This is a genomic window from Pseudomonas tohonis (assembly GCF_012767755.2).
GTDB lineage: Bacteria > Pseudomonadota > Gammaproteobacteria > Pseudomonadales > Pseudomonadaceae > Metapseudomonas > Metapseudomonas tohonis.
Genome location: NZ_AP023189.1, coordinates 2,601,915 through 2,619,284 on the forward strand (window position 1 = coordinate 2,601,915; position 17,370 = coordinate 2,619,284).

A 17,370-nucleotide genomic window follows, 5' to 3' on the forward strand; every position below is an offset into this window, starting at 1 on the left:
GGGAAATGGCTGGCGGTGCTCGCCGCGGTGATGGTGTTGTCGGGGCTGCCGGTGGTGGCGGGTGCGCAGATCTACAAATGGGTGGATGCCGACGGCAAGGTGCAGTTCGGCAACGTGCCGCCGCCGAGCGGGGCGGAGCAGATCAAGGGGGCGGGTGCATCCCCGGCCGAGAAGGCGCCCGAGGCGGCTGCGAAGCCGACCACCGATGCCGCGCCTGCAGAGCCTTCGGCCTTCAAGAGCGCCGATATCGTCGGGCGCTGGTACATGAAGAACGATGAAGAAACGCTGGACTGGACCTTCAAGGCCGATGGCAGCTTCGCCGGCACCCTGGTTGACCGTATGGGAACCGGGCGCTCGACCGGGACCTGGGAGCTGAAGGGGGACACGTTGCGGGTGGTGACCCGCAACACCTTCAAGGACGGCTTCTCGGGCGGTGGGGAGCGTGAGGCTACCGAGCGTTCCGAATACACAGTGCTCGGCATCGAGGCGGGCAGCCTGAAGCTGCTGCCGGACCAGTCGCTGTTCAAGCGGCCGCCGTACACCTTCATCCAGCGCTGATCTTCGCGTGCATGAAAAAGCCCCCTGGAGTCGAGGACTCCAGGGGGCTTTTGCGTTTCAGGGCCGGCCGTTGGTTCAGCGCTTGAGCACGTAGGTCTCGCCCCAGATGCTTTCATCCTTGATCGGCTTGGCGTTGAGCTTGACCGGGCGGTACTGCAGGTTGGCCAGGGCCTTGCTCATCTTCATGTAGCCGTACTTGGACGGGTCGCTGGCGCCGCGGAATTCCTGCAGGCCGGTGGGGATGCGCACCATATAGAGGGCGGAGAGTTCGCAATCGAGCTTGTCGTTGGCCACGCGCCGGCAGTCCTTTTCCTCGAAGCCGACGTTGGGGGCCTCGGGGTAGAAGCCGTCGACCACAATGGCTTCGCCGGGAGCGACGTCGAAGGAAGCGAAGGCCTTCTTCAGTTCGCTGTGGGCCTCGACGCTGGCCACCTTGCGCTCGTTGATGTCGGCGACCCAACCACCCGCCGAGGTCTGGCGCGTGACGTCGTAGGAGCTGGTTCCCCAGCTCACGCATTCGCCGCTGACCACACGCACGGCGGCGCAGTAGTTCTGGTTCACCGTATCGGTCTGGTATTGCGGGTCCTGCCAGCGCTGGCCCCGGTCGAATTCGCTGAATTCCTTCTCCACCAGGGTGACCTTGCCCAGGGGCGAGGGCGCGATGTCGCGGTTGGCCTGGGGATTGGGCGTGGTGGTGCGCGGCGAGTTGTAGAGGCTGCCGACCAGGTCGTAATGGCCGGGCTCGACGATGTAGATCTGGTACAGCGTGCGGCCGAACACCGTCTGGTAGTGGGAGCCGTGGACGCCGATCTTCTCGGCCTTCATGTTGTTGCCCACATAGAGGATGCGCTGGGGGTTGGCGCTGTTTCGCCAGACCGCGGTGCCGGTGCGCAGCTTCTCGAAACGCACCGAATCATCGTTGTTCTCGAAGTTGTACTGCTGGCTGTCGAGGTTGACGGTGGTGGTGACGACTATCGCCATGCCACTGGCCATCGCCGCCTCGAACAGGTCGTCGGTGGCGGCGTGCAGCTGGCGTGCCTGGGCTTCGACGTCCTGTTCGTATTGGCGCTGCTGGTCGATCAGCGAGGGCGGTGGGACGCAGCCACCGAGCAGTGCCAGGCCGAGCAGGCTGAGGCAGGGGAGTCCTTTGTTCATGAGGCGTTCCTTCTGGATGCGGGCCTGGAGTCCCGATAGGAGAGGGGGATTCGAGGCGGCCAAGCATAGCGGCGGTGCCAGCCACGTTACGCCAACCGGCTCACGCTTGGTGGCCGACTAGTACATCCGTACTAGGGGATGGCCCCCGGCCGAAGCCGGGAGCGCGAGGCTTACAACGGCTTGATGGTGCCGAGCCGGTCATTGATGACGAAGGAGCGGTTGGCGCTGTCGACCACAGTGATCTCGGCGCCGGCCACGCCATCGCGGTCGGCGACGGCATAGATGGCGTAGGTCCCGGAGACGGTGTAGTCCTTGGCCTGGCCGGTGCGCTGGTGCACCACGCGGACCTTGCCCGGCAGTGCCAGGATGACTTCCTGTCCCGGCTGGCCATCGGTGTCGGCGAGGGTGCCGTGGACGTTCCAGTTGGAGCCGGTGCCGCCGGGGTAGCTGCTGAGTACGGCCGTCTGCACGCCACCGGTGATCACCAGCAGGCTGCTGCTGGAGCGCGCCACCAGTTCGTTGCCCGGCGCGCCGTCGAGGTCGGCGGCGGTGATGACGCTGGTGACGCCGTCGGTGGGGAATTCGCGGCCGGCCTGCAGGCTGTAGTCGTACAGGCGCAGGCTGGTGCCGGCGGTGTAGGCGAGGGTGGCGTAGGGCAGGGTGCCGAGGTTGTAGGCGCCCTGGTATTGCCAGGTGCCGGTGATGCCGTCGGTGACGTTGCGCTTGGTGCGGTTGAGGTTGGAGATCAGCACCAGGGCGTTGCCGGTGCGGACGATCACCTCGTCGCCCTGGCCGCCGTCCAGCTGGGCGGTGCCGACCACGTCAAAGAGGGCGTTGCCAATGGTGTATTTGCGCACGTCGTTGAGCGCGTGGTTGACGATGGCCACGTCGGGGCCGGCCTTCACCACCAGCTCGGCACCGGGCTGGCTGTCGGTGTTGGCCGCGGTGGCGAGGGTCCAGGTGACGTTGCCGAAGTTGTAGCTGCGCTCCAGGGCGCCGGCGGCGTTGCGCACCTCCAGCACGCCGGTGCCGCGATAGACGCTTTCCAGCGTGCCGTCGCCGTTGAGGTCCCATTTGCCGAGCAGTTCGGCGGCGAGGGCATTGAGGGTGAATCCCTGGGCGCCGAGCAATCCGGCGCCGGCCAGTATCAGCTTCGCTAGCTTTTTCATCTCTCAGTCCTTTTCCTTGATGAGTCGGTCAGGAGTCTGACCGGCGCCCAGCAGAGCACAGGGCGGGAAGGCTGGAAATGATGGCAACGAGGCGCTAGGGGTTCCCCCTAGGCGGGCGGGTGCTGGAGCAGCTGCGGCAGATTGGCGCGGGGGCATCGCCAGGCGGGTGCGCTGGCGATGGGGGGCAGGGTTCTTACCAGTACAAGGTCACGCGGGTGTCGCCCTGGGCGTCGCCGGTCACCTGGGTCACGGGCTTGTCGGCGAGGGTCTCGCTGTGGCCGTTGGCGTGCTCGGTGCGCACCTGGTATTCACCGCCCTGGGAGCAGGATTGACGGGTCACGCTGTAGGAGCGCGAGCGGGCGTCATAGCCGCTGTCGACTGCGCAGGCGCTGGATATCGTCAAGCTGACGCCCAGGTTGCCCGTGGCTTGGCCGGCATTGCTGGTGGTGGAGAAGAAAGCACTGGTGATCAGTAACGCTGCGAAGATGGAGCGCTTGAAGGCCGTACTCATTCCGACTGCTCGACGGTGAAGCCGACGGTGATCGGCCTTCCTGGTCGAGTCACTACGAATCAGCTTGGATTGCTTTCCCTGGATGGATTGAACGCTGCGTTGCAGGGGGCGCTACGCCAGCAGGTTCGCCGTGAACTTGGCGCCAATTGTAAGGTGATGGCCAGGTGATAGCTAGCTCATCTCTTAGCCATTTGTCGGCAATCTCTTACACGATCTAGGGGTTGCCCCTAGAACACCCTACGCCCCCTCGGCGGCACCGCAACTCTTGCGTCGCGACGTCTGTCCAACGAGGGCACGTGCTATAAACCTAGGGTTTGAAGCCACTGGAGATGGACAATGAGCGACAACAACAACCTCGCCAAGCAGGAGCCTGCGGGCCTCGCCGAATACGACCTGAGCAAGGCCAAGGACTTCGAGTGGACGGGCCGCAGCATGGACTGGTTCCTGCAGATGCTGGTGCGCCAGGCCAACGACCTCGGCGTGGAGGTCGGCATCACCCTGACCATCGGGGCGGGGATGATCAGCGGCACGCTCATCTCCGTCGAGAGCTACTTTGCCCAGTTCGCCGACGAGTACGCCAACTCCTGGCCGCAGGAGGGTCGCGAGGACATCCGCTCCACCTTCGCCAACCTGGGCGTGATGACCAAGACCACCGGCGACGACCCGAAACTGCTGCCGCCGCAATACATCCACCTGAAGAACGTCAACGTCCATGCCGCCGGCGGCCTGACCTGCACCGGCCTGACACTGTGGCGCGGCACGCTCGCCTCGGTGACCGGGTTCAACCTCGGCACCCTGAGCTGACCTTCACGTCCGACGTCGCACAACCTTCGACCCACAGGAGCCCCGGCATTCGTCCGGGGCTTCCTGCTTTCAGTATTTGCGCCGCACCGCGACATCGGTGATGCCCTTCTCGGCGGTCATGCGCAGGTAGTCGCTGTTGTCCCTGGGCTCCCCGGTGAAGGGGATGCCGTGTTTCTCCATCAGCAGGCCATAGATGTCGGAGCTGGACGGCTGGTAATCCACCTCGACCATGAAGGCGCGCGGGGTGCCGTTTTCCTTGTAGATGATCTCGTAGCGGTTGTTGCCCTTCATGTCTTCCTCCTTGCCGGGTGTCCTTGCCAATAGACGGGCAGGGCGGGAATTGGTTTTGCCGATTTTCCCGGGCGGTCAAAGGGCGTGATCGTGAACGTCCATAAGCACTATCGAGACGACTGATTTCAAAGCGGCGCGGTGCACCAATAAAGTTGGCTCCAACAGATTGAAGGAGGCAGTCATGCCGCATATCGACATCATGTCCGTCGTTGGAAGTGCAGTTCCCGAGGCGCTGCGTGCGCAAGGGCATCTGGCCTGCTGGTTCGTGATGATCGACGGCCAGTGCAAATCCGGTCCCTACACCACCCTGGACATGGCCTGCGCAAGCAAGGCGATCTGGGAGTTGGAAATGGCCAAGATGGCCAAGCGACACAAGGGTTTCCTGGCCATGGCCGCCTGAGTTTTCCAGCGCCTGCTCCGGCGCATTTTGGCAGCGTGGGGCTGCCCGTTTATTCCTGGTGCCCATCCCGCACCCCCTTTGGCCCGCCACCTGGCGGGCCTTGTTTTTTCCGCCCGGGCCGGCTGCGGGTAAACTGCCGGCTTTTATCGCGGAAGCCCCTCGTGAACTGGGACATTTTCTGTAGCGTCGTGGACAACTACGGCGACATCGGCGTGACCTGGCGCCTGGCGCGCCAGCTGGTGGCCGAGCACGGCCTGCGGGTGCGTCTCTGGGTGGACGAGCCGGCCGCCTTCGCGCGGCTGTGCCCCGGCGCCGATGCCAGGGCCGATCGCCAGGTGCACCAGGGCGTGGAGGTACGCCACTGGCCGGCCGAGTGGCAGCCGACGGAACCTGCGGATGTGGTGATCGAGGCCTTCGCCTGCCAACTGCCCGCTGCCTACAGGGAGGCCATGGCTGCACGGGCCCGCTCGCCGCTCTGGTTGAACCTGGAGTACCTCAGCGCCGAGGCGTGGGTGGAAGGCTTCCACGGCCTGCCGTCCCTGCAGGCCGATGGGCTGCAGAAGTTCTTCTTCTTCCCGGGGTTCACCGAGCGCACCGGCGGCCTGCTGCGCGAGCGCGGCTTGCTCGACCGGCGCGATGCCTTGCGCGGCAAGCCCGGGACCCGGGCCGATTTCCTCCGTACGCTCGGCGTGCAGCACCGGCCGGGTGAGCGGCTGATCTCCCTGTTCGCCTACGAGAATGCGGCGCTATCCGGCTGGCTCGATGCCTTGGCGGCGGACCCGCGCGCCACCCAGGTGCTGGTGCCCGAAGGGCGCGTGCTGGGCGATGTGGCGAACTGGCTCGGTGCCGGCGGCCTGGCCGTGGGCGACAGCCACCAGCGCGGCAACCTGGTGCTGCAGGTGCTGCCTTTCCTGTCCCAGGACGATTACGACCGCCTGCTCTGGTGCTGCGACTTCAACGCGGTACGCGGGGAGGATTCCTTCGTGCGTGCGCAATGGGCCGGCCAGCCGATGCTCTGGCACATCTACCAGCAGGAGGACGATGTTCACCTGGAGAAGCTCGACGCCTTCCTCGCGCGCTATGTCGCCGATCTGGACGAGGCGCCGGCGCGGGCGTTGCTCGCGGCCTGGCGGGCGTGGAACCAGGGTGGCGACATGGGCGCCGCCTGGTTGGCGATGCAGCCGTTCGAGGCCTGCTTGCAGGCCCATGCCGCGAAATGGTGCGGGTTGCAGGCGGGTCGCCAGGATCTGGCGGCAGGGCTGGTGCATTTTTATACAAATTGGATATGATACGCGGCCTGTTTTTTGTCACTCATCCAAATCGGATATTCGTATGAAAACCGCTCAAGAGTTCCGCGCTGGCCAGGTTGCCAACATCAATGGCTCCCCCTGGGTCATCCTGAAAGCCGAGTTCAACAAGTCCGGCCGCAACAGCGCAGTCGTCAAGATGAAGCTGAAGAACCTGCTCAACGGTTCCGCCACCGAGACCGTGTTCAAGGCCGACGACAAGCTGGAACCGGTAATCCTGGATCGCAAGGAAGTTACCTACTCCTACTTCGCTGATCCGCTGTATGTGTTCATGGACAACGAATTCAACCAGTACGAGATCGAGAAAGACGATCTGGAAGCCGTACTGACCTTCATCGAAGACGGCATGACCGACATCTGTGAAGCCGTGTTCTTCAACGAGAAAGTCATTTCCGTTGAACTGCCGACCACCATCGTCCGCCAGATCGCCTACACCGAACCTTCCGTTCGTGGCGACACCTCCGGCAAAGTGATGAAGACCGCTCGCCTGAACAACGGTGCCGAGCTGCAGGTTTCCGCCTTCTGCGAAATCGGCGACTCCATCGAGATCGATACCCGCACCGGCGAGTACAAGTCCCGCGTCAAGGCCTAAGCCTTTAGCGAGATGTGAAAAGCCCGGCCTAGGCCGGGCTTTTTGTTGCCTGCGATTTTTCGCCTGGGTTCACTCCAGGTGTTTCTTCAGCTCGGCGCCGGCCTGGAGCATGGCCGAGCGCACCGCCGGGACCTGGTTGACCACGTTGAGCAGGCCGTAGTCGTGGATCATGCCGTTGTAGCGCACGGCGGTGACCTCGACGCCGGCGGCGTCCAGTTTGCGGGCGTAGGCTTCGCCTTCGTCACGCAGCACGTCGAACTCGGCGGTCTGGATCAGGGTCGGCGGCAGGCCTTTCAGTTGCTCGGTGGTGGCGCGCAGGGGCGATGCGTGGATCTCGGCGCGCTGCTTCGGGTCGGTGGTGTAGCTGTCCCAGAACCACTGCATCATCGGCTTGGTGAGGAAGTGCCCCTGGGCGAACTGGTTGTACGAGGCCGTCTCGAAGTTGGCGTCGGTCACCGGCCACAGCAACACCTGGGCGCGCAGTTTCGGGGTGCCCTGTTCCTTGGCCATCAGCGCCACCACCGCCGCCATGTTGCCGCCGACGCTGTTGCCGGCCACCGCCAGGCGCGAGCTGTCGACGCCGATGTCCTTGCCGTGCTCGGCCACCCATTTGGTGGCGGCGTAGGCCTGGTTGATGGCGGTGGGGTACTTGGCCTCCGGCGAGGGGGTGTAGTTCACGTAGACGGCGACCGCGCCGGAGTTCACCACCAGGTCATGGATCAGGCGTTCGTGGGTGGGGTAGTCGCCCAGCACCCAGCCGCCGCCGTGGAAGAACATGAACACCGGCAGGTCGCCCTTGGCGCCTTCGGGGCGGACGAGGGTCAGCTCCAGGGGCTGGCCGTTGATCTCGATGCTCTTCTTCTCGACGCGGGTGCCGGAGAGGTCGACCTTGACGCCCGCCTGGGCGCCCACCAGCACGGCGCGGGCATCCTTCGGCGCCAGGGTTTCCAGGGGCTTGCCGTTGCCGGCTTCGAGGGCTTCGAGGAAGGCCTGGGTGGTGTGTTCCACGCCGGGGCTGCCGGCGGCGAAGGCGCTGCCGATGGACAGGGCGAGCAGGCTGCCGGTGAGGAGGGTGCCGATGCGCTGGGTGGTCATGGTGGTTCTCCGCTGGATTCGTTTGGTTTCGTAAAATATTGCGCGCTAACTAAGTGCGTGATGTGGAAATTAGCGATCATTTAGTTTGCGCGCAAGATATTTATCGAGAACAAAACCGAATAACGCGCCAGCGAAACAGGAATAAGGCCGTCAGACGGCCTTTTGCAGGCTCCTGCGCAGGTTCACCAGTTCGTCCTTCAGTTGGCCGAGGCTGGCAATGTCCATCTCGCTGGCGGCGAGGATGCAGGCGGGCACGCGCTGGGCCTGCTTGTGCATGGCACGGCCCTTGTCGGTGAGGTGCAGTTCGACCACGCGCTCGTCGGCGCTGCTGCGGGTGCGGGTGATCAGGCCTTCGGCTTCCAGGCGCTTGAGCAGGGGGGTGAGGGAGCCCGGGTCGGTGAGCAGGCGCGCGCTGATATCGCCCACGGTGATGCCGTCGCCTTCCCAGAGCACCATCATCGCCAGGTACTGCGGGTAGGTGAGGCCCAGTTCCTGCAGCAACGGCTTGTACACCTTGGTCATCAGCAGGGAGGTGGAATACAGGGCAAAGCACAGCTGGTTGTCGAGCAGCAGGTCGTCGCAGCGTTCGAGCGGGGTGTTCATGGCGGCCTCCTTGGGGGCTGGAATGGTCATAATTTAGCGCACAAGCCTTTCGTGAGCAAAATTTGACCGGTTCTCATTTCGGTGAGCCGCCACTTGCGCCATGACGGGTAGAGGCCAGAATTGCGTGCTGAATCCACGCAAGGAAAGCTGCAAATGACCGACACCCAGAACCCCTATCAATCGCCCCAGGCGGAACTGACCCACGAAGCCACCGGCCTGCCGCTGGCTGCACGGGGCTCGCGCCTCGGCGCCGCGCTCATCGACGGGATGATCCTGTTGTGCGTCACCCTGCCCATCAGCTACCTGCTCGGCCTCTACGATGGAATCATGGAGGGTACGCAGCCCGGGTTCGGTCAGCAGGCGCTGGGCTCGCTGGTGGGGATCGTCGTGTTCCTGGCGATCAACGGGCACTTCCTGAAGAACTACGGCCAGACCGTGGGCAAGCGCATCCTCAAGCTCGCCATCGTCGACCTGCAAGGCAACAAGCCCGAGTGGATCACCATGTACCTCAAGCGCTACCTGCTCTGGGGCCTGGTCGCCTACATCCCGATCATCGGTGGCCTGGTGCTGCTGGCGAACTACCTGTTCATCTTCCGTGAGGACCGCCGCTGCCTGCACGACCTGACCGCCGGCACCCGCGTGGTGCAACTGCCCAACTGACCAATCGGCCTCGGTAGCCCGGGACTCGGGGCTGCGATGATGGGTTTCGCTGCGCTCTACGCCCTCCTGCGGGTAGGGCGGGTGAGCTCCTCAGGCCTGGCCCAGGCCGCTCAGGGCCAGGTCCCAGGGTGGCACCGGGCCGAAGCGGTTCTTGAGGAACTCCAGCAGCAGCCGGCTGCGCGAACTGGCCTCGCCTTCCAGGCGCAGCGCGTAGATGCCGCTGGGCTCCGGGGCGGGCAGGCCGTTCTCGCAGAGCAGCGGCACCAATTCGCCACGCAGCAGGTAGTCGCTGATCAGCCAGGTCGGCAGGTGGGCGACGCCCAGCCCGGCGACGGCGCTGAACAACAGGGTCTCGGCGTTATTGGCCGTCATGCGCATGCGCCGGGGGCGGATCACCTGGCTGCGGCCCTCCACCTCGAAACGCCAGGCGTAGGGCGGGGCGAGGGCGTCCCAGTCGAGGCCGTCGTGGTCGGTCAGCTCGCGCGGGTCCTGGGGCACGCCGCGCCGGCGCAGGTAGTCGGGGCTGGCACAGAGCACGCGCACCAGCGGCGACAGCGGTGTCGCCACCAGGCGGGTGTCCGCCAGCGGGCCGATGCGCAGCACCAGGTCCACCTCGCCCAGGTGGGTGCCGTGCATGTCGATGAAGCTGTCGATCAGCCGCAACTGCACGTCCAGCCCCGGGTAGGTGACGAGGAATTCGGCGATGGCCGGTGCCAGGTGGCGACGGCCGAAGGGGGCGGGCGCATCGATGCGGATCAGCCCCTCCGGCGCACTGCTCAGGGACACGGCCTCGGCCCGTGCCAGGCGCAGCTCGGCGAGTATCCGCCTGGCCCGTTCGGCGAAGGCGAGCCCCGCCGGTGTCGCGCGTACCGCATGGGTGCTGCGGGTGAAGAGGGTGCTGCCGAGGCTGCGTTCCAGGGTGTCGATGCGCCGGGCCACGGCCGAGGGCGTGAGCGGGTGGCGTCGGGCGGCGGCGGAGAAGCTGCCGGCCTCGAGCACGTCGAGGAAGAGGGCCAGCTGTTCGGTCAGTGCATCGGGATTCATTGGGGGTTGCCTATGCCAATTACGCAAAGCCATTGTGCGTTGCTGTGCGTTTCCGTGCTAGCCAAGGCTGCGTAGCATGCGCGGCATCTGATCGGAGGCGTTATGGATCTGTTTGCTATCGCGTTGAATGTGGTGCTCGGTGCGGCCCTTGGCACCCTGGGTGGGCTGTTCGGGATCGGCGGAGGGCTGATCGCCATTCCCGCCCTGGGCGTGCTCTTCGGCCTCGACCAGCAACTGGCCCAGGGCACTGCCCTGGTGATGGTGGTGCCCAACGTGCTGCTGGCGCTCTGGCGCTACCACCAGCGCAACCGCATCGATCCGCGCTTCGCGTTGTTGCTGGCGGTGACCAGCTTCGGCTTCGCCTGGCTGGCGTCGCTGTTCGCGGTGCGCCTGGAGGCGGAAAGCATGCGCCTGGCCTTCGTCGGCTTCCTGCTGGCCCTGGCGGCCTACAACTTCGCCCGCATGTTCATGGCCACGGCCCCGGCCAGCGCGGAATTGCGCCATCCCTGGCCCTGGCTGGGCGTGCTCGGCGGGTTCGCCGGAGCCATGGGCGGGCTGTTCGGGGTGGGGGGCGCGGTGGTCGCCACGCCGGTGCTGACCAGCGTCTTCGGCACCACCCAGGTGGTTGCCCAGGGGCTGTCGCTGTCCCTCGCCGCGCCCAGCACCGCGGTGACCCTGGCCACCTACGGCCTCAACCATCACGTCAACTGGGCGATGGGCATTCCCCTGGCTGTCGGCGGGTTGCTCAGCATCAGCTGGGGCGTACGCCTGGCCCATGCGCTGCCGGAGCGCGTGCTGCGCACGGCGTTCTGCGTCTTCCTGCTGGTCTGTGCGGTGATGCTGGCGTTCGAGTGATCGAGCCTGCGCGGGGGCGGGCCGCCTGGATCCTGCGGGAACACAGCCGGGCTTCGCCAGAGCGAAGCCCGGCACGACTTACAACCGGAAGCCTTCGACGATGTGCTCGGCCAGGGTCTCGGTCACCGGTGAGCTGCTGCGCGGATTGCGTACCAGCACGATGCTGCAGGCGGGCAGGGCGGGCAGGCCCTCGGCTTCGCCCAGGATGCGCATGTCGGGCGTGATCAGGCTCTGCAACTGGGCGGTCACCGCGAGGCCGGCGCTGACCACCGCCATGATCGCCGACAGGCTGGGGCTGGTGTAGGCGACGCGGTAGGGGCGCTCGATGGCGTCCAGTGCGTTGCAGGCCCAGGCGCGGCAGAAGCAGTCGGTGTTGAACATCGCCAGCGGTAGCTGGGATTGCTCGTGGGGGCTGAAGCCGATGGCCTCCGCCCAGACGAAACGCTCCTGGCGCAGCAACTGGCCGATCTCGGTGCCCGGCTCGCGGGTGATGATCGACAGGTCCAGGTCCTGGCGTTGCAGCAGCTGCGAGGACGACTCGCAATGCACTTCGACCTGCACCAGCGGGTAGGACTGGGCGAAGCGCGAGAGGATGCCCGGCAGGAAGCGCATCACGTAGTCATCCGGCGTGCCGATGCGCACCGAGCCGACCATGTGCGGCTCGCGCAGGGTGGTCATCACCTCGCCGTGCAGCTTGAGGATGCGCCGCGCGTAGCTCAGCAGGATCTGCCCCTCGGCGGTCAGCCGCACCTGGCGGCCGTCGCGCTCGAACACCGTGCGCTCCAGCACGTCCTCTTCCAGCCGCTTCATCTGCATGCTCACGGCCGACTGGGTGCGGTTGACCACTTCGGCTGCGCGGGTGAAGCCGCCGTTATCGGCGATGGCGACGAAGGTGCGCAGCAGTTCCGTGTCGATGGCGGGGTAGCTCATTCATCAATTCCCGAGATGCAGTGCATAAGAAACATTCGTTGGATTGATCATATGCGTCGCAGGAAACTGTCGCCAACCCCACAAGGAGGGCGATGCGATGAAAGGTCAATTCGGTTTCGTAGGCACGCTGCACCCCACCCACCGGCCCGCCGTTCGTGGCTCCCATCTTTCCATCGGCGCGCGCATGCTGCGCTGGTACCAGCTGTACCGCCAGCGCCGTGAGCTCGCCGGCCTGAGTGATGCCATGCTCAAGGACCTGGGCCTGTCCCGGGGCGACGTGATGCAGGAAAGCGAGCGGCCGTTCTGGGACGACCCGCTGGCCAAGTGAACCCCCACATTTGAGTGAGCCCACACAACAAGGAAACGCGATGCAAGTCGAAGTCAGGATCGTGAATGCGTTCGTCGATGGCGGACAAGGTGGCAACCCGGCTGGCGTGGTGCTCGACGCCGATGCGCTGACTGCCGTGCAGAAGCAGGCGATCGCCGCGCAGCTCGGGTTGTCGGAGACGGCCTTCGTCTCCGCCTCCGCCCAGGCCGCCTTCAAGCTGGAGTTCTTCACCCCCAACCGGCAGATCCCCCACTGCGGCCACGCCACCGTGGCCACCTTCTCGCTGCTGCGCCAGCTGGGCAAGGTCGGCGAGGGCTGGAGCAACAAGGAAACCATCGACGGCAATCGCGACATCTACATCGAAGGTGACCGCGTGTTCATGGAACAACGCGCGCCGCAGTACCAGGACCTCGAGCCCGGCTCGCGCCTGCTGGCGGAGAGCCTCGCCGCGCTGGGCCTTGCGCCCGGGCAACTGGCCGAGGGGTTGCTGAGCTCGCGGGTCAGCACCGGTGTCGCCTTCGTCGTCGTGCCGCTGCGCAGCGAAGCCGATGTCGCCGCCATCCACACCGACCTGGAGGCCCTCGAACGCATCAGCGAGGAGCTGGACGTCATCGGCTTCTACGCCTTCTCCCGCGACAGCCGCCAGCCTGGCCGCGTAGCCGGTGCGCGGGTGTTCGCGCCGCGCTTCGGCATCCCCGAGGAGCCCGCCACCGGCATGGCCGCCGGCCCCCTGGCGTGCTACCTGCACGACCGCGCGGGTGTGCCCGGTGCACAGTTGCTGATCGAGCAGGGCTACCTGATGCGGCCGGCCTCGCCGAGCCTGATCACCGTCGACCTGGACCTGGACGGCGAAGGGCGCATCCAGCGCCTGATGGCCGGCGGCAACGCCCAGGTGGTGCGCACGCTGAGCCTCGCTATCTGACCCCAAGGAAGGAGTTTCCGATGGCCCCTGCCTTCGAACTGGCGCAACTGAACATCGCGCGGATGCTCGCCCCCCTGGAGTCGCCCGGCATGGCCGATTTCGTGGCCAACCTGGCGCGCATCAACGGCCTGGCCGAAGCCTCGCCGGGGTACGTCTGGCGGCTGGAGGACGACGGCGGCGACGCCACCGCCATCCGCCCCTTCGGTGACGACGTGCTGGTCAACCTCTCGGTCTGGCGCGACATGGAGTCCCTGCGCGACTTCACCTACCGCGGCGCCCACCCCGAGATGCTCAAGCGTCGCAACGAGTGGTTCTCGCGCATCGGCGACGCGCACCTGGTGTGCTGGTGGGTGCCCGCCGGGCATCGGCCCGACGCGCAGGAAGCCGCCGAGCGCCTGGCCCTCCTGCGCGAGCAGGGGCCGGGGTCCGGGGCCTTCACCTTCCGCCATCCCTTCCCGCCGCCGGCCCCGCTCGCGGGCGATGGGAAAGCCGCTGTCGCGGGTGCTAATGTCCTCGGCTGATTCCCGCGCAAGGACCGATCCGATGCCCCTCGAACTCAGCGCTGCCGAAGCCCGCCGCCTGGCCCTGGCGGCCCAGGGCTTCATGCGGCCGCCCCGTGGCGCCATCCGTGCCAGCCACATCCGGGCGCTGGCCGGGCGCCTCGGCGTCGTGCAGATCGACTCGGTCAACGCGCTGGTGCGCTCGCACTACCTGCCGTTCTTTTCCCGCCTCGGCGATTACCCGCGCGAGCTATTGGACGAGCTCGCCTGGGGCAAGCCGCGGCGCCGTGCGCTGTTCGAATACTGGGGGCACGAGGCTTCGCTGCTGCCCCTGGAACTCTACCCGGCGATGCGCTGGCGCATGCAGCGGGCGGCGCAGGGGCGTGGCATCTACCAGCAGCTGGCGCGCTTCGGCCGCGAGCAGCGGGACGTGATCCAGCGCGTGCTCGCCGCCGTGCACGAGCAGGGCGCCCTGGGTGCCGGGGCCCTGAGCACCCGCCAGGAACGCGCCGGCCCCTGGTGGGACTGGAGCGCCGAGAAGCATGCGCTGGAGTGGCTGTTCGCCGCCGGCGAGGTGACGGTCGCCGGGCGGCGCGGCTTCGAGCGGCTCTACGACCTGCCCGAGCGGGTGATTCCGGCGCACCTGCGCACGGGCGCGGAGCTGGCCGAAGCCGATGCCATCCGCCAGTTGTTGCTGCACTCGGCCCAGGCCCTGGGCGTTAGCACCGAGAAGGACCTGCGCGACTACTTCCGGCTCGACGTGGCCGATGCCCGCCAGGGCCTGGCCGAACTGGTGGAGAACGGCGACCTGCAGAGGGTCGCCGTGCGCGGCTGGAAGCAGGAGGGCTACTGCCTTGGCGAGCCGGCGGTGCCGCGCAAGGTCAGGGCCAGCGCGCTGCTGTCGCCCTTCGATTCGCTGATCTGGGAGCGTGCCCGCACCGAGCGCCTGTTCGACTTCCACTACCGCCTGGAGATCTACACCCCGGCGGACAAGCGCCGGTACGGCTACTACGTGCTGCCGTTCCTCCACGACGAACGCATCCCCGCCCGCGTCGACCTGCGCGCCGAACGTGCCCACGACCGCCTGGCCGTGCACGCCCTGCACGAGGAAACACCCGGGCTCGGCGAGGTGGGCCTGCACGCCCTGGCCGAAAACCTGCGCCGCCTCGCCACCTGGCTGGGGCTGGAGGAGGTCGCCATCACCTGCCAGCGCCCCGGAACCCAGCGCCTGCGCGCGGTCCTGGCGGGGTTGGCTGGCTGAGACGCGCCCGTCGGGTCGCCAGCCAGCCCTGCCGTCCGGCCGGCCGCCGGCTTTCGGCGAACGCTGCCGTATAACTGTCGCCACAGCTATGCGACAATCCGCGCGTTTTTTCACATGAACCCCGCTTTCATCGCCAGGCAGCACGGGCCCCATGCCCGGGCGCTGCTCCTGCGCTATGCCCAACGGGTCGGCCACGACGCCGGCCGGTGGGCCTTGCGAACGCTCCAGACGGGTATCCGACCGGTACCCGGCGACATTCGAAAGCTGCACACATCTGACAGGTAGACCCCTTGATCTCCACCGCCAACATCACCATGCAGTTCGGCCCCAAGCCGCTGTTCGAGAACGTTTCCGTCAAGTTCGGCAACGGCAACCGCTACGGCCTGATCGGCGCCAACGGCTGCGGCAAGTCGACCTTCATGAAGATCCTCGGCGGTGATCTGGAGCCTTCCGGCGGCCAGGTGATGCTGGAGCCGAACGTACGCCTGGGCAAGCTGCGCCAGGACCAGTTCGCCTACGAAGACTTCACCGTGATCGACACCGTGATCATGGGGCACGAAGAACTGTGGCGGGTGAAGGCCGAGCGTGACCGCATCTACTCCCTGCCGGAGATGAGCGAGGAAGACGGCATGGCCGTGGCCGAGCTTGAGACCGAGTTCGCCGAGATGGACGGCTACACCGCCGAATCCCGCGCCGGCGAGCTGCTGCTCGGCCTGGGCATCCCGCTGGCCCAGCACTTCGGCCCGATGAGCGAAGTGGCGCCCGGCTGGAAACTGCGCGTGCTGCTGGCCCAGGCACTGTTCTCGGACCCGGAAGTGCTGCTGCTGGACGAGCCGACCAACCACCTGGACATCAACACCATCCGCTGGCTGGAAAACATCCTCACGGCGCGTAACAGCACCATGATCATCATTTCCCACGACCGTCACTTCCTCAACAGCGTGTGCACCCACATGGCTGACCTGGATTACGGCGAGCTGCGCCTGTTCCCGGGCAACTACGACGAGTACATGACCGCGGCGACCCAGTCGCGCGAGCAACTCCTGGCCGACAACGCCAAGAAGAAGGCGCAGATCGCCGAACTGCAGACCTTCGTCAGCCGCTTCTCCGCCAACGCCTCGAAAGCCAAGCAGGCCACTTCCCGCGCCAAGCAGATCGACAAGATCCAGCTGGCCGAGGTCAAGCCGTCCAGCCGCGTCAGCCCCTTCATCCGCTTCGAGCAGCACAAGAAGCTGCACCGCCAGGCGGTCACCGTGGAGAAGCTGGCCAAGGGCTTCGAAGGCAAGCAGCTGTTCAAGGGCCTGGACCTGCAGATCGAGGCGGGCGAGCGCGTCGCCATCATCGGCCCCAACGGCATCGGCAAGACCACCCTGCTGCGCACCCTGGTGGGCGAGATGACCCCGGACGCCGGCAGCGTGAAATGGACCGAGAGCGCCGAGCTGGGCTACTACGCCCAGGACCACGCCCATGACTTCGAAGACGATGTCACCCTGTTCGACTGGATGGGCCAGTGGACCCAGGGCGGCGAGCAGCTGGTGCGCGGCACCCTCGGCCGCATGCTGTTCTCCAACGACGAGATCCTCAAGTCGGTCAAGGTGATCTCCGGTGGCGAGCAGGGCCGCATGCTGTTCGGCAAGCTGATCCTGAAGAAGCCCAACGTGCTGGTGATGGACGAACCCACCAACCACCTGGACATGGAATCCATCGAGGCGCTCAACCTGGCGCTGGAGAACTACCCGGGCACGCTGATCTTCGTCAGCCACGACCGCGAGTTCGTCGGCTCCCTGGCCACCCGCATCATCGAGCTCTCGGAGACCGGCGTGACCGACTTCAGCGGCACCTACGACGACTACCTGCGCAGCCAGGGCGTGATCGTCTGACGCGCCCTCCAGCGTCCCGAGAAAGCCCCGCCGATGCGGGGCTTTTTTCTGCCCTGCGGGCCGCCCGGCCGGGCCGCCGAACTTGATCGGGCCGGCGGGATGCCGGAAAGTACGACCCCGGCCGACCCTGCCCCGCGACGGATCGGCACCCTCGAACCAACCGGCGCGCGCCGGAAACCCCGTGAGGAAAGCATGCACAAAGCGCTCGCGATACTTCTCCTGGCCTCCCCCCTGGCCTCCCCCCTGGCCTTCGCCGACTCCGCCCAGCCCCGCCACGACTGCAACAAGCCCGAGGTGCCCAAGCAGTTCCGCGACGAAGCGCACCGCGACCAGTTCAGCCGCGACGTGGACAGCTACAGCAAGTGCATCAGCGCCTTCGTCACCGAGCAGAACGAAGCCGTGCGCAAGCACCGCGAGGCCGCGCTGAAGGCCACCGAGGAATGGAACGCCTTCGCCAACTCGATGAAGTGAGGCGGTGGATGCGAAAAGCCCGGCCAGGTGCCGG

21 protein-coding genes are annotated in these 17,370 nt (G+C 66.4%); 13 read left to right on the plus strand and 8 right to left on the minus strand.

The genetic code is table 11. The features are described from left to right. Positions 1–15 precede the first annotated feature (15 nt). Positions 16–558, plus strand: a complete 543-nt coding sequence (locus HSX14_RS11985; protein ID WP_173178403.1) for a DUF4124 domain-containing protein — start codon at positions 16–18, stop codon at positions 556–558. Positions 559–633: 75 nt separating this feature from the next. Here the strand turns inward: HSX14_RS11985 and HSX14_RS11990 are convergent, their stop codons facing one another. The 3 genes from HSX14_RS11990 to HSX14_RS12000 all read right to left on the minus strand — a co-directional run bounded on the left by HSX14_RS11990 (position 634) and on the right by HSX14_RS12000 (position 3,393). Further along, a complete protein-coding gene (locus HSX14_RS11990) occupies positions 634–1,713 on the minus strand; it encodes a hypothetical protein (RefSeq protein ID WP_173178404.1) in 1,080 nt (359 codons plus the stop codon). A 170-nt stretch (positions 1,714–1,883) separates the two neighbouring features. Continuing rightward, positions 1,884–2,882: a PA5033 family protein gene (locus HSX14_RS11995; RefSeq protein WP_173178405.1), complete on the minus strand. Its 999-nt coding sequence runs from the start codon at positions 2,880–2,882 to the stop codon at positions 1,884–1,886. Positions 2,883–3,075: 193 nt separating this feature from the next. Beyond that, on the minus strand, positions 3,076–3,393 hold the full coding sequence (locus HSX14_RS12000) for a hypothetical protein (protein WP_173178406.1): 318 nt from the start codon (positions 3,391–3,393) through the stop codon (positions 3,076–3,078). 336 nt (positions 3,394–3,729) lie between these two features. Here HSX14_RS12000 and HSX14_RS12005 point away from each other — a divergent pair, with 336 nt between their 5' ends. Further along, positions 3,730–4,197, plus strand: a complete 468-nt coding sequence (locus HSX14_RS12005) for a gas vesicle protein (protein ID WP_173178407.1) — start codon at positions 3,730–3,732, stop codon at positions 4,195–4,197. Between the two features lie 69 nt (positions 4,198–4,266). Here HSX14_RS12005 and HSX14_RS12010 read toward each other — a convergent pair whose 3' ends face one another. After that, on the minus strand, positions 4,267–4,488 hold the full coding sequence (locus HSX14_RS12010) for a hypothetical protein (RefSeq protein ID WP_173178408.1): 222 nt from the start codon (positions 4,486–4,488) through the stop codon (positions 4,267–4,269). A 181-nt stretch (positions 4,489–4,669) separates the two neighbouring features. Between HSX14_RS12010 and HSX14_RS12015 the strand changes: the two genes are divergently transcribed. The 3 genes from HSX14_RS12015 to efp all read left to right on the plus strand — a co-directional run bounded on the left by HSX14_RS12015 (position 4,670) and on the right by efp (position 6,787). Next, positions 4,670–4,888, plus strand: coding sequence for a hypothetical protein (locus HSX14_RS12015; RefSeq protein WP_111264147.1), 219 nt, complete (start codon positions 4,670–4,672; stop codon positions 4,886–4,888). 161 nt (positions 4,889–5,049) lie between these two features. After that, positions 5,050–6,177, plus strand: a complete 1,128-nt coding sequence (earP, locus tag HSX14_RS12020) for an elongation factor P maturation arginine rhamnosyltransferase EarP (RefSeq protein ID WP_173178409.1) — start codon at positions 5,050–5,052, stop codon at positions 6,175–6,177. Between the two features lie 43 nt (positions 6,178–6,220). Continuing rightward, positions 6,221–6,787 (plus strand): elongation factor P, encoded by a 567-nt coding sequence (gene efp / locus HSX14_RS12025; protein WP_173178410.1) that lies wholly within the window; start codon positions 6,221–6,223, stop codon positions 6,785–6,787. 69 nt (positions 6,788–6,856) lie between these two features. Here the strand turns inward: efp and HSX14_RS12030 are convergent, their stop codons facing one another. Both HSX14_RS12030 and HSX14_RS12035 read right to left on the minus strand, forming a co-directional pair. Next, positions 6,857–7,882 (minus strand): alpha/beta hydrolase, encoded by a 1,026-nt coding sequence (locus tag HSX14_RS12030; RefSeq protein ID WP_175384251.1) that lies wholly within the window; start codon positions 7,880–7,882, stop codon positions 6,857–6,859. Positions 7,883–8,032: 150 nt separating this feature from the next. Then, positions 8,033–8,485: a MarR family winged helix-turn-helix transcriptional regulator gene (locus HSX14_RS12035; RefSeq protein ID WP_111264151.1), complete on the minus strand. Its 453-nt coding sequence runs from the start codon at positions 8,483–8,485 to the stop codon at positions 8,033–8,035. Positions 8,486–8,638: 153 nt separating this feature from the next. Here HSX14_RS12035 and HSX14_RS12040 point away from each other — a divergent pair, with 153 nt between their 5' ends. Beyond that, complete coding sequence (locus HSX14_RS12040) at positions 8,639–9,145, plus strand: RDD family protein (protein ID WP_173180309.1); 507 nt, start codon at positions 8,639–8,641, stop codon at positions 9,143–9,145. 90 nt (positions 9,146–9,235) lie between these two features. Here the strand turns inward: HSX14_RS12040 and HSX14_RS12045 are convergent, their stop codons facing one another. After that, the gene (locus HSX14_RS12045) at positions 9,236–10,189 is read right to left on the minus strand and encodes a LysR family transcriptional regulator (RefSeq protein ID WP_111264152.1); all 954 of its coding nucleotides are present in this window, start codon (positions 10,187–10,189) and stop codon (positions 9,236–9,238) included. A 102-nt stretch (positions 10,190–10,291) separates the two neighbouring features. Here HSX14_RS12045 and HSX14_RS12050 point away from each other — a divergent pair, with 102 nt between their 5' ends. Then, the gene (locus HSX14_RS12050; protein ID WP_173180310.1) at positions 10,292–11,044 is read left to right on the plus strand and encodes a sulfite exporter TauE/SafE family protein; all 753 of its coding nucleotides are present in this window, start codon (positions 10,292–10,294) and stop codon (positions 11,042–11,044) included. A 78-nt stretch (positions 11,045–11,122) separates the two neighbouring features. Here HSX14_RS12050 and HSX14_RS12055 read toward each other — a convergent pair whose 3' ends face one another. Further along, positions 11,123–11,974 carry a LysR substrate-binding domain-containing protein gene (locus HSX14_RS12055; RefSeq protein ID WP_173180311.1) on the minus strand — a complete coding sequence of 284 codons (852 nt, stop codon included), beginning with the start codon at positions 11,972–11,974 and terminating at the stop codon, positions 11,123–11,125. A 97-nt stretch (positions 11,975–12,071) separates the two neighbouring features. Here HSX14_RS12055 and HSX14_RS12060 point away from each other — a divergent pair, with 97 nt between their 5' ends. From HSX14_RS12060 to HSX14_RS12085, 6 genes are all read left to right on the plus strand, one after another. Further along, complete coding sequence (locus tag HSX14_RS12060; RefSeq protein WP_173180312.1) at positions 12,072–12,302, plus strand: DUF1127 domain-containing protein; 231 nt, start codon at positions 12,072–12,074, stop codon at positions 12,300–12,302. Between the two features lie 40 nt (positions 12,303–12,342). Then, on the plus strand, positions 12,343–13,224 hold the full coding sequence (locus HSX14_RS12065; protein ID WP_173180313.1) for a PhzF family phenazine biosynthesis protein: 882 nt from the start codon (positions 12,343–12,345) through the stop codon (positions 13,222–13,224). Between the two features lie 20 nt (positions 13,225–13,244). Continuing rightward, complete coding sequence (locus HSX14_RS12070; RefSeq protein WP_173180314.1) at positions 13,245–13,745, plus strand: DUF3291 domain-containing protein; 501 nt, start codon at positions 13,245–13,247, stop codon at positions 13,743–13,745. Between the two features lie 22 nt (positions 13,746–13,767). Continuing rightward, positions 13,768–14,985 (plus strand): winged helix-turn-helix domain-containing protein, encoded by a 1,218-nt coding sequence (locus tag HSX14_RS12075; RefSeq protein WP_173180315.1) that lies wholly within the window; start codon positions 13,768–13,770, stop codon positions 14,983–14,985. 290 nt (positions 14,986–15,275) lie between these two features. Next, complete coding sequence (locus HSX14_RS12080; protein ID WP_173180316.1) at positions 15,276–16,865, plus strand: ABC-F family ATPase; 1,590 nt, start codon at positions 15,276–15,278, stop codon at positions 16,863–16,865. Between the two features lie 192 nt (positions 16,866–17,057). After that, positions 17,058–17,336, plus strand: coding sequence for a hypothetical protein (locus HSX14_RS12085; RefSeq protein ID WP_173180317.1), 279 nt, complete (start codon positions 17,058–17,060; stop codon positions 17,334–17,336). Positions 17,337–17,370: the final 34 nt, after the last annotated feature.

Coding starts and splice junctions, on each gene's coding strand:
- HSX14_RS12050 (WP_173180310.1), top strand. CDS start 10,292: ATGGATCTGTTTGCTATCGCGTTGAATGTGGTGCTCGGTGCGGCCCTT.
- HSX14_RS12075 (WP_173180315.1), top strand. CDS start 13,768: ATGCCCCTCGAACTCAGCGCTGCCGAAGCCCGCCGCCTGGCCCTGGCG.
- HSX14_RS12085 (WP_173180317.1), top strand. CDS start 17,058: ATGCACAAAGCGCTCGCGATACTTCTCCTGGCCTCCCCCCTGGCCTCC.
- HSX14_RS12065 (WP_173180313.1), top strand. CDS start 12,343: ATGCAAGTCGAAGTCAGGATCGTGAATGCGTTCGTCGATGGCGGACAA.
- HSX14_RS12005 (WP_173178407.1), top strand. CDS start 3,730: ATGAGCGACAACAACAACCTCGCCAAGCAGGAGCCTGCGGGCCTCGCC.
- HSX14_RS11995 (WP_173178405.1), bottom strand. CDS start 2,882: ATGAAAAAGCTAGCGAAGCTGATACTGGCCGGCGCCGGATTGCTCGGC.
- HSX14_RS12070 (WP_173180314.1), top strand. CDS start 13,245: ATGGCCCCTGCCTTCGAACTGGCGCAACTGAACATCGCGCGGATGCTC.
- efp (WP_173178410.1), top strand. CDS start 6,221: ATGAAAACCGCTCAAGAGTTCCGCGCTGGCCAGGTTGCCAACATCAAT.
- HSX14_RS12060 (WP_173180312.1), top strand. CDS start 12,072: ATGAAAGGTCAATTCGGTTTCGTAGGCACGCTGCACCCCACCCACCGG.
- HSX14_RS12045 (WP_111264152.1), bottom strand. CDS start 10,189: ATGAATCCCGATGCACTGACCGAACAGCTGGCCCTCTTCCTCGACGTG.
- HSX14_RS12010 (WP_173178408.1), bottom strand. CDS start 4,488: ATGAAGGGCAACAACCGCTACGAGATCATCTACAAGGAAAACGGCACC.
- HSX14_RS12035 (WP_111264151.1), bottom strand. CDS start 8,485: ATGAACACCCCGCTCGAACGCTGCGACGACCTGCTGCTCGACAACCAG.
- HSX14_RS11990 (WP_173178404.1), bottom strand. CDS start 1,713: ATGAACAAAGGACTCCCCTGCCTCAGCCTGCTCGGCCTGGCACTGCTC.
- HSX14_RS12000 (WP_173178406.1), bottom strand. CDS start 3,393: ATGAGTACGGCCTTCAAGCGCTCCATCTTCGCAGCGTTACTGATCACC.
- HSX14_RS12040 (WP_173180309.1), top strand. CDS start 8,639: ATGACCGACACCCAGAACCCCTATCAATCGCCCCAGGCGGAACTGACC.
- HSX14_RS12030 (WP_175384251.1), bottom strand. CDS start 7,882: ATGACCACCCAGCGCATCGGCACCCTCCTCACCGGCAGCCTGCTCGCC.
- HSX14_RS12055 (WP_173180311.1), bottom strand. CDS start 11,974: ATGAGCTACCCCGCCATCGACACGGAACTGCTGCGCACCTTCGTCGCC.
- HSX14_RS12015 (WP_111264147.1), top strand. CDS start 4,670: ATGCCGCATATCGACATCATGTCCGTCGTTGGAAGTGCAGTTCCCGAG.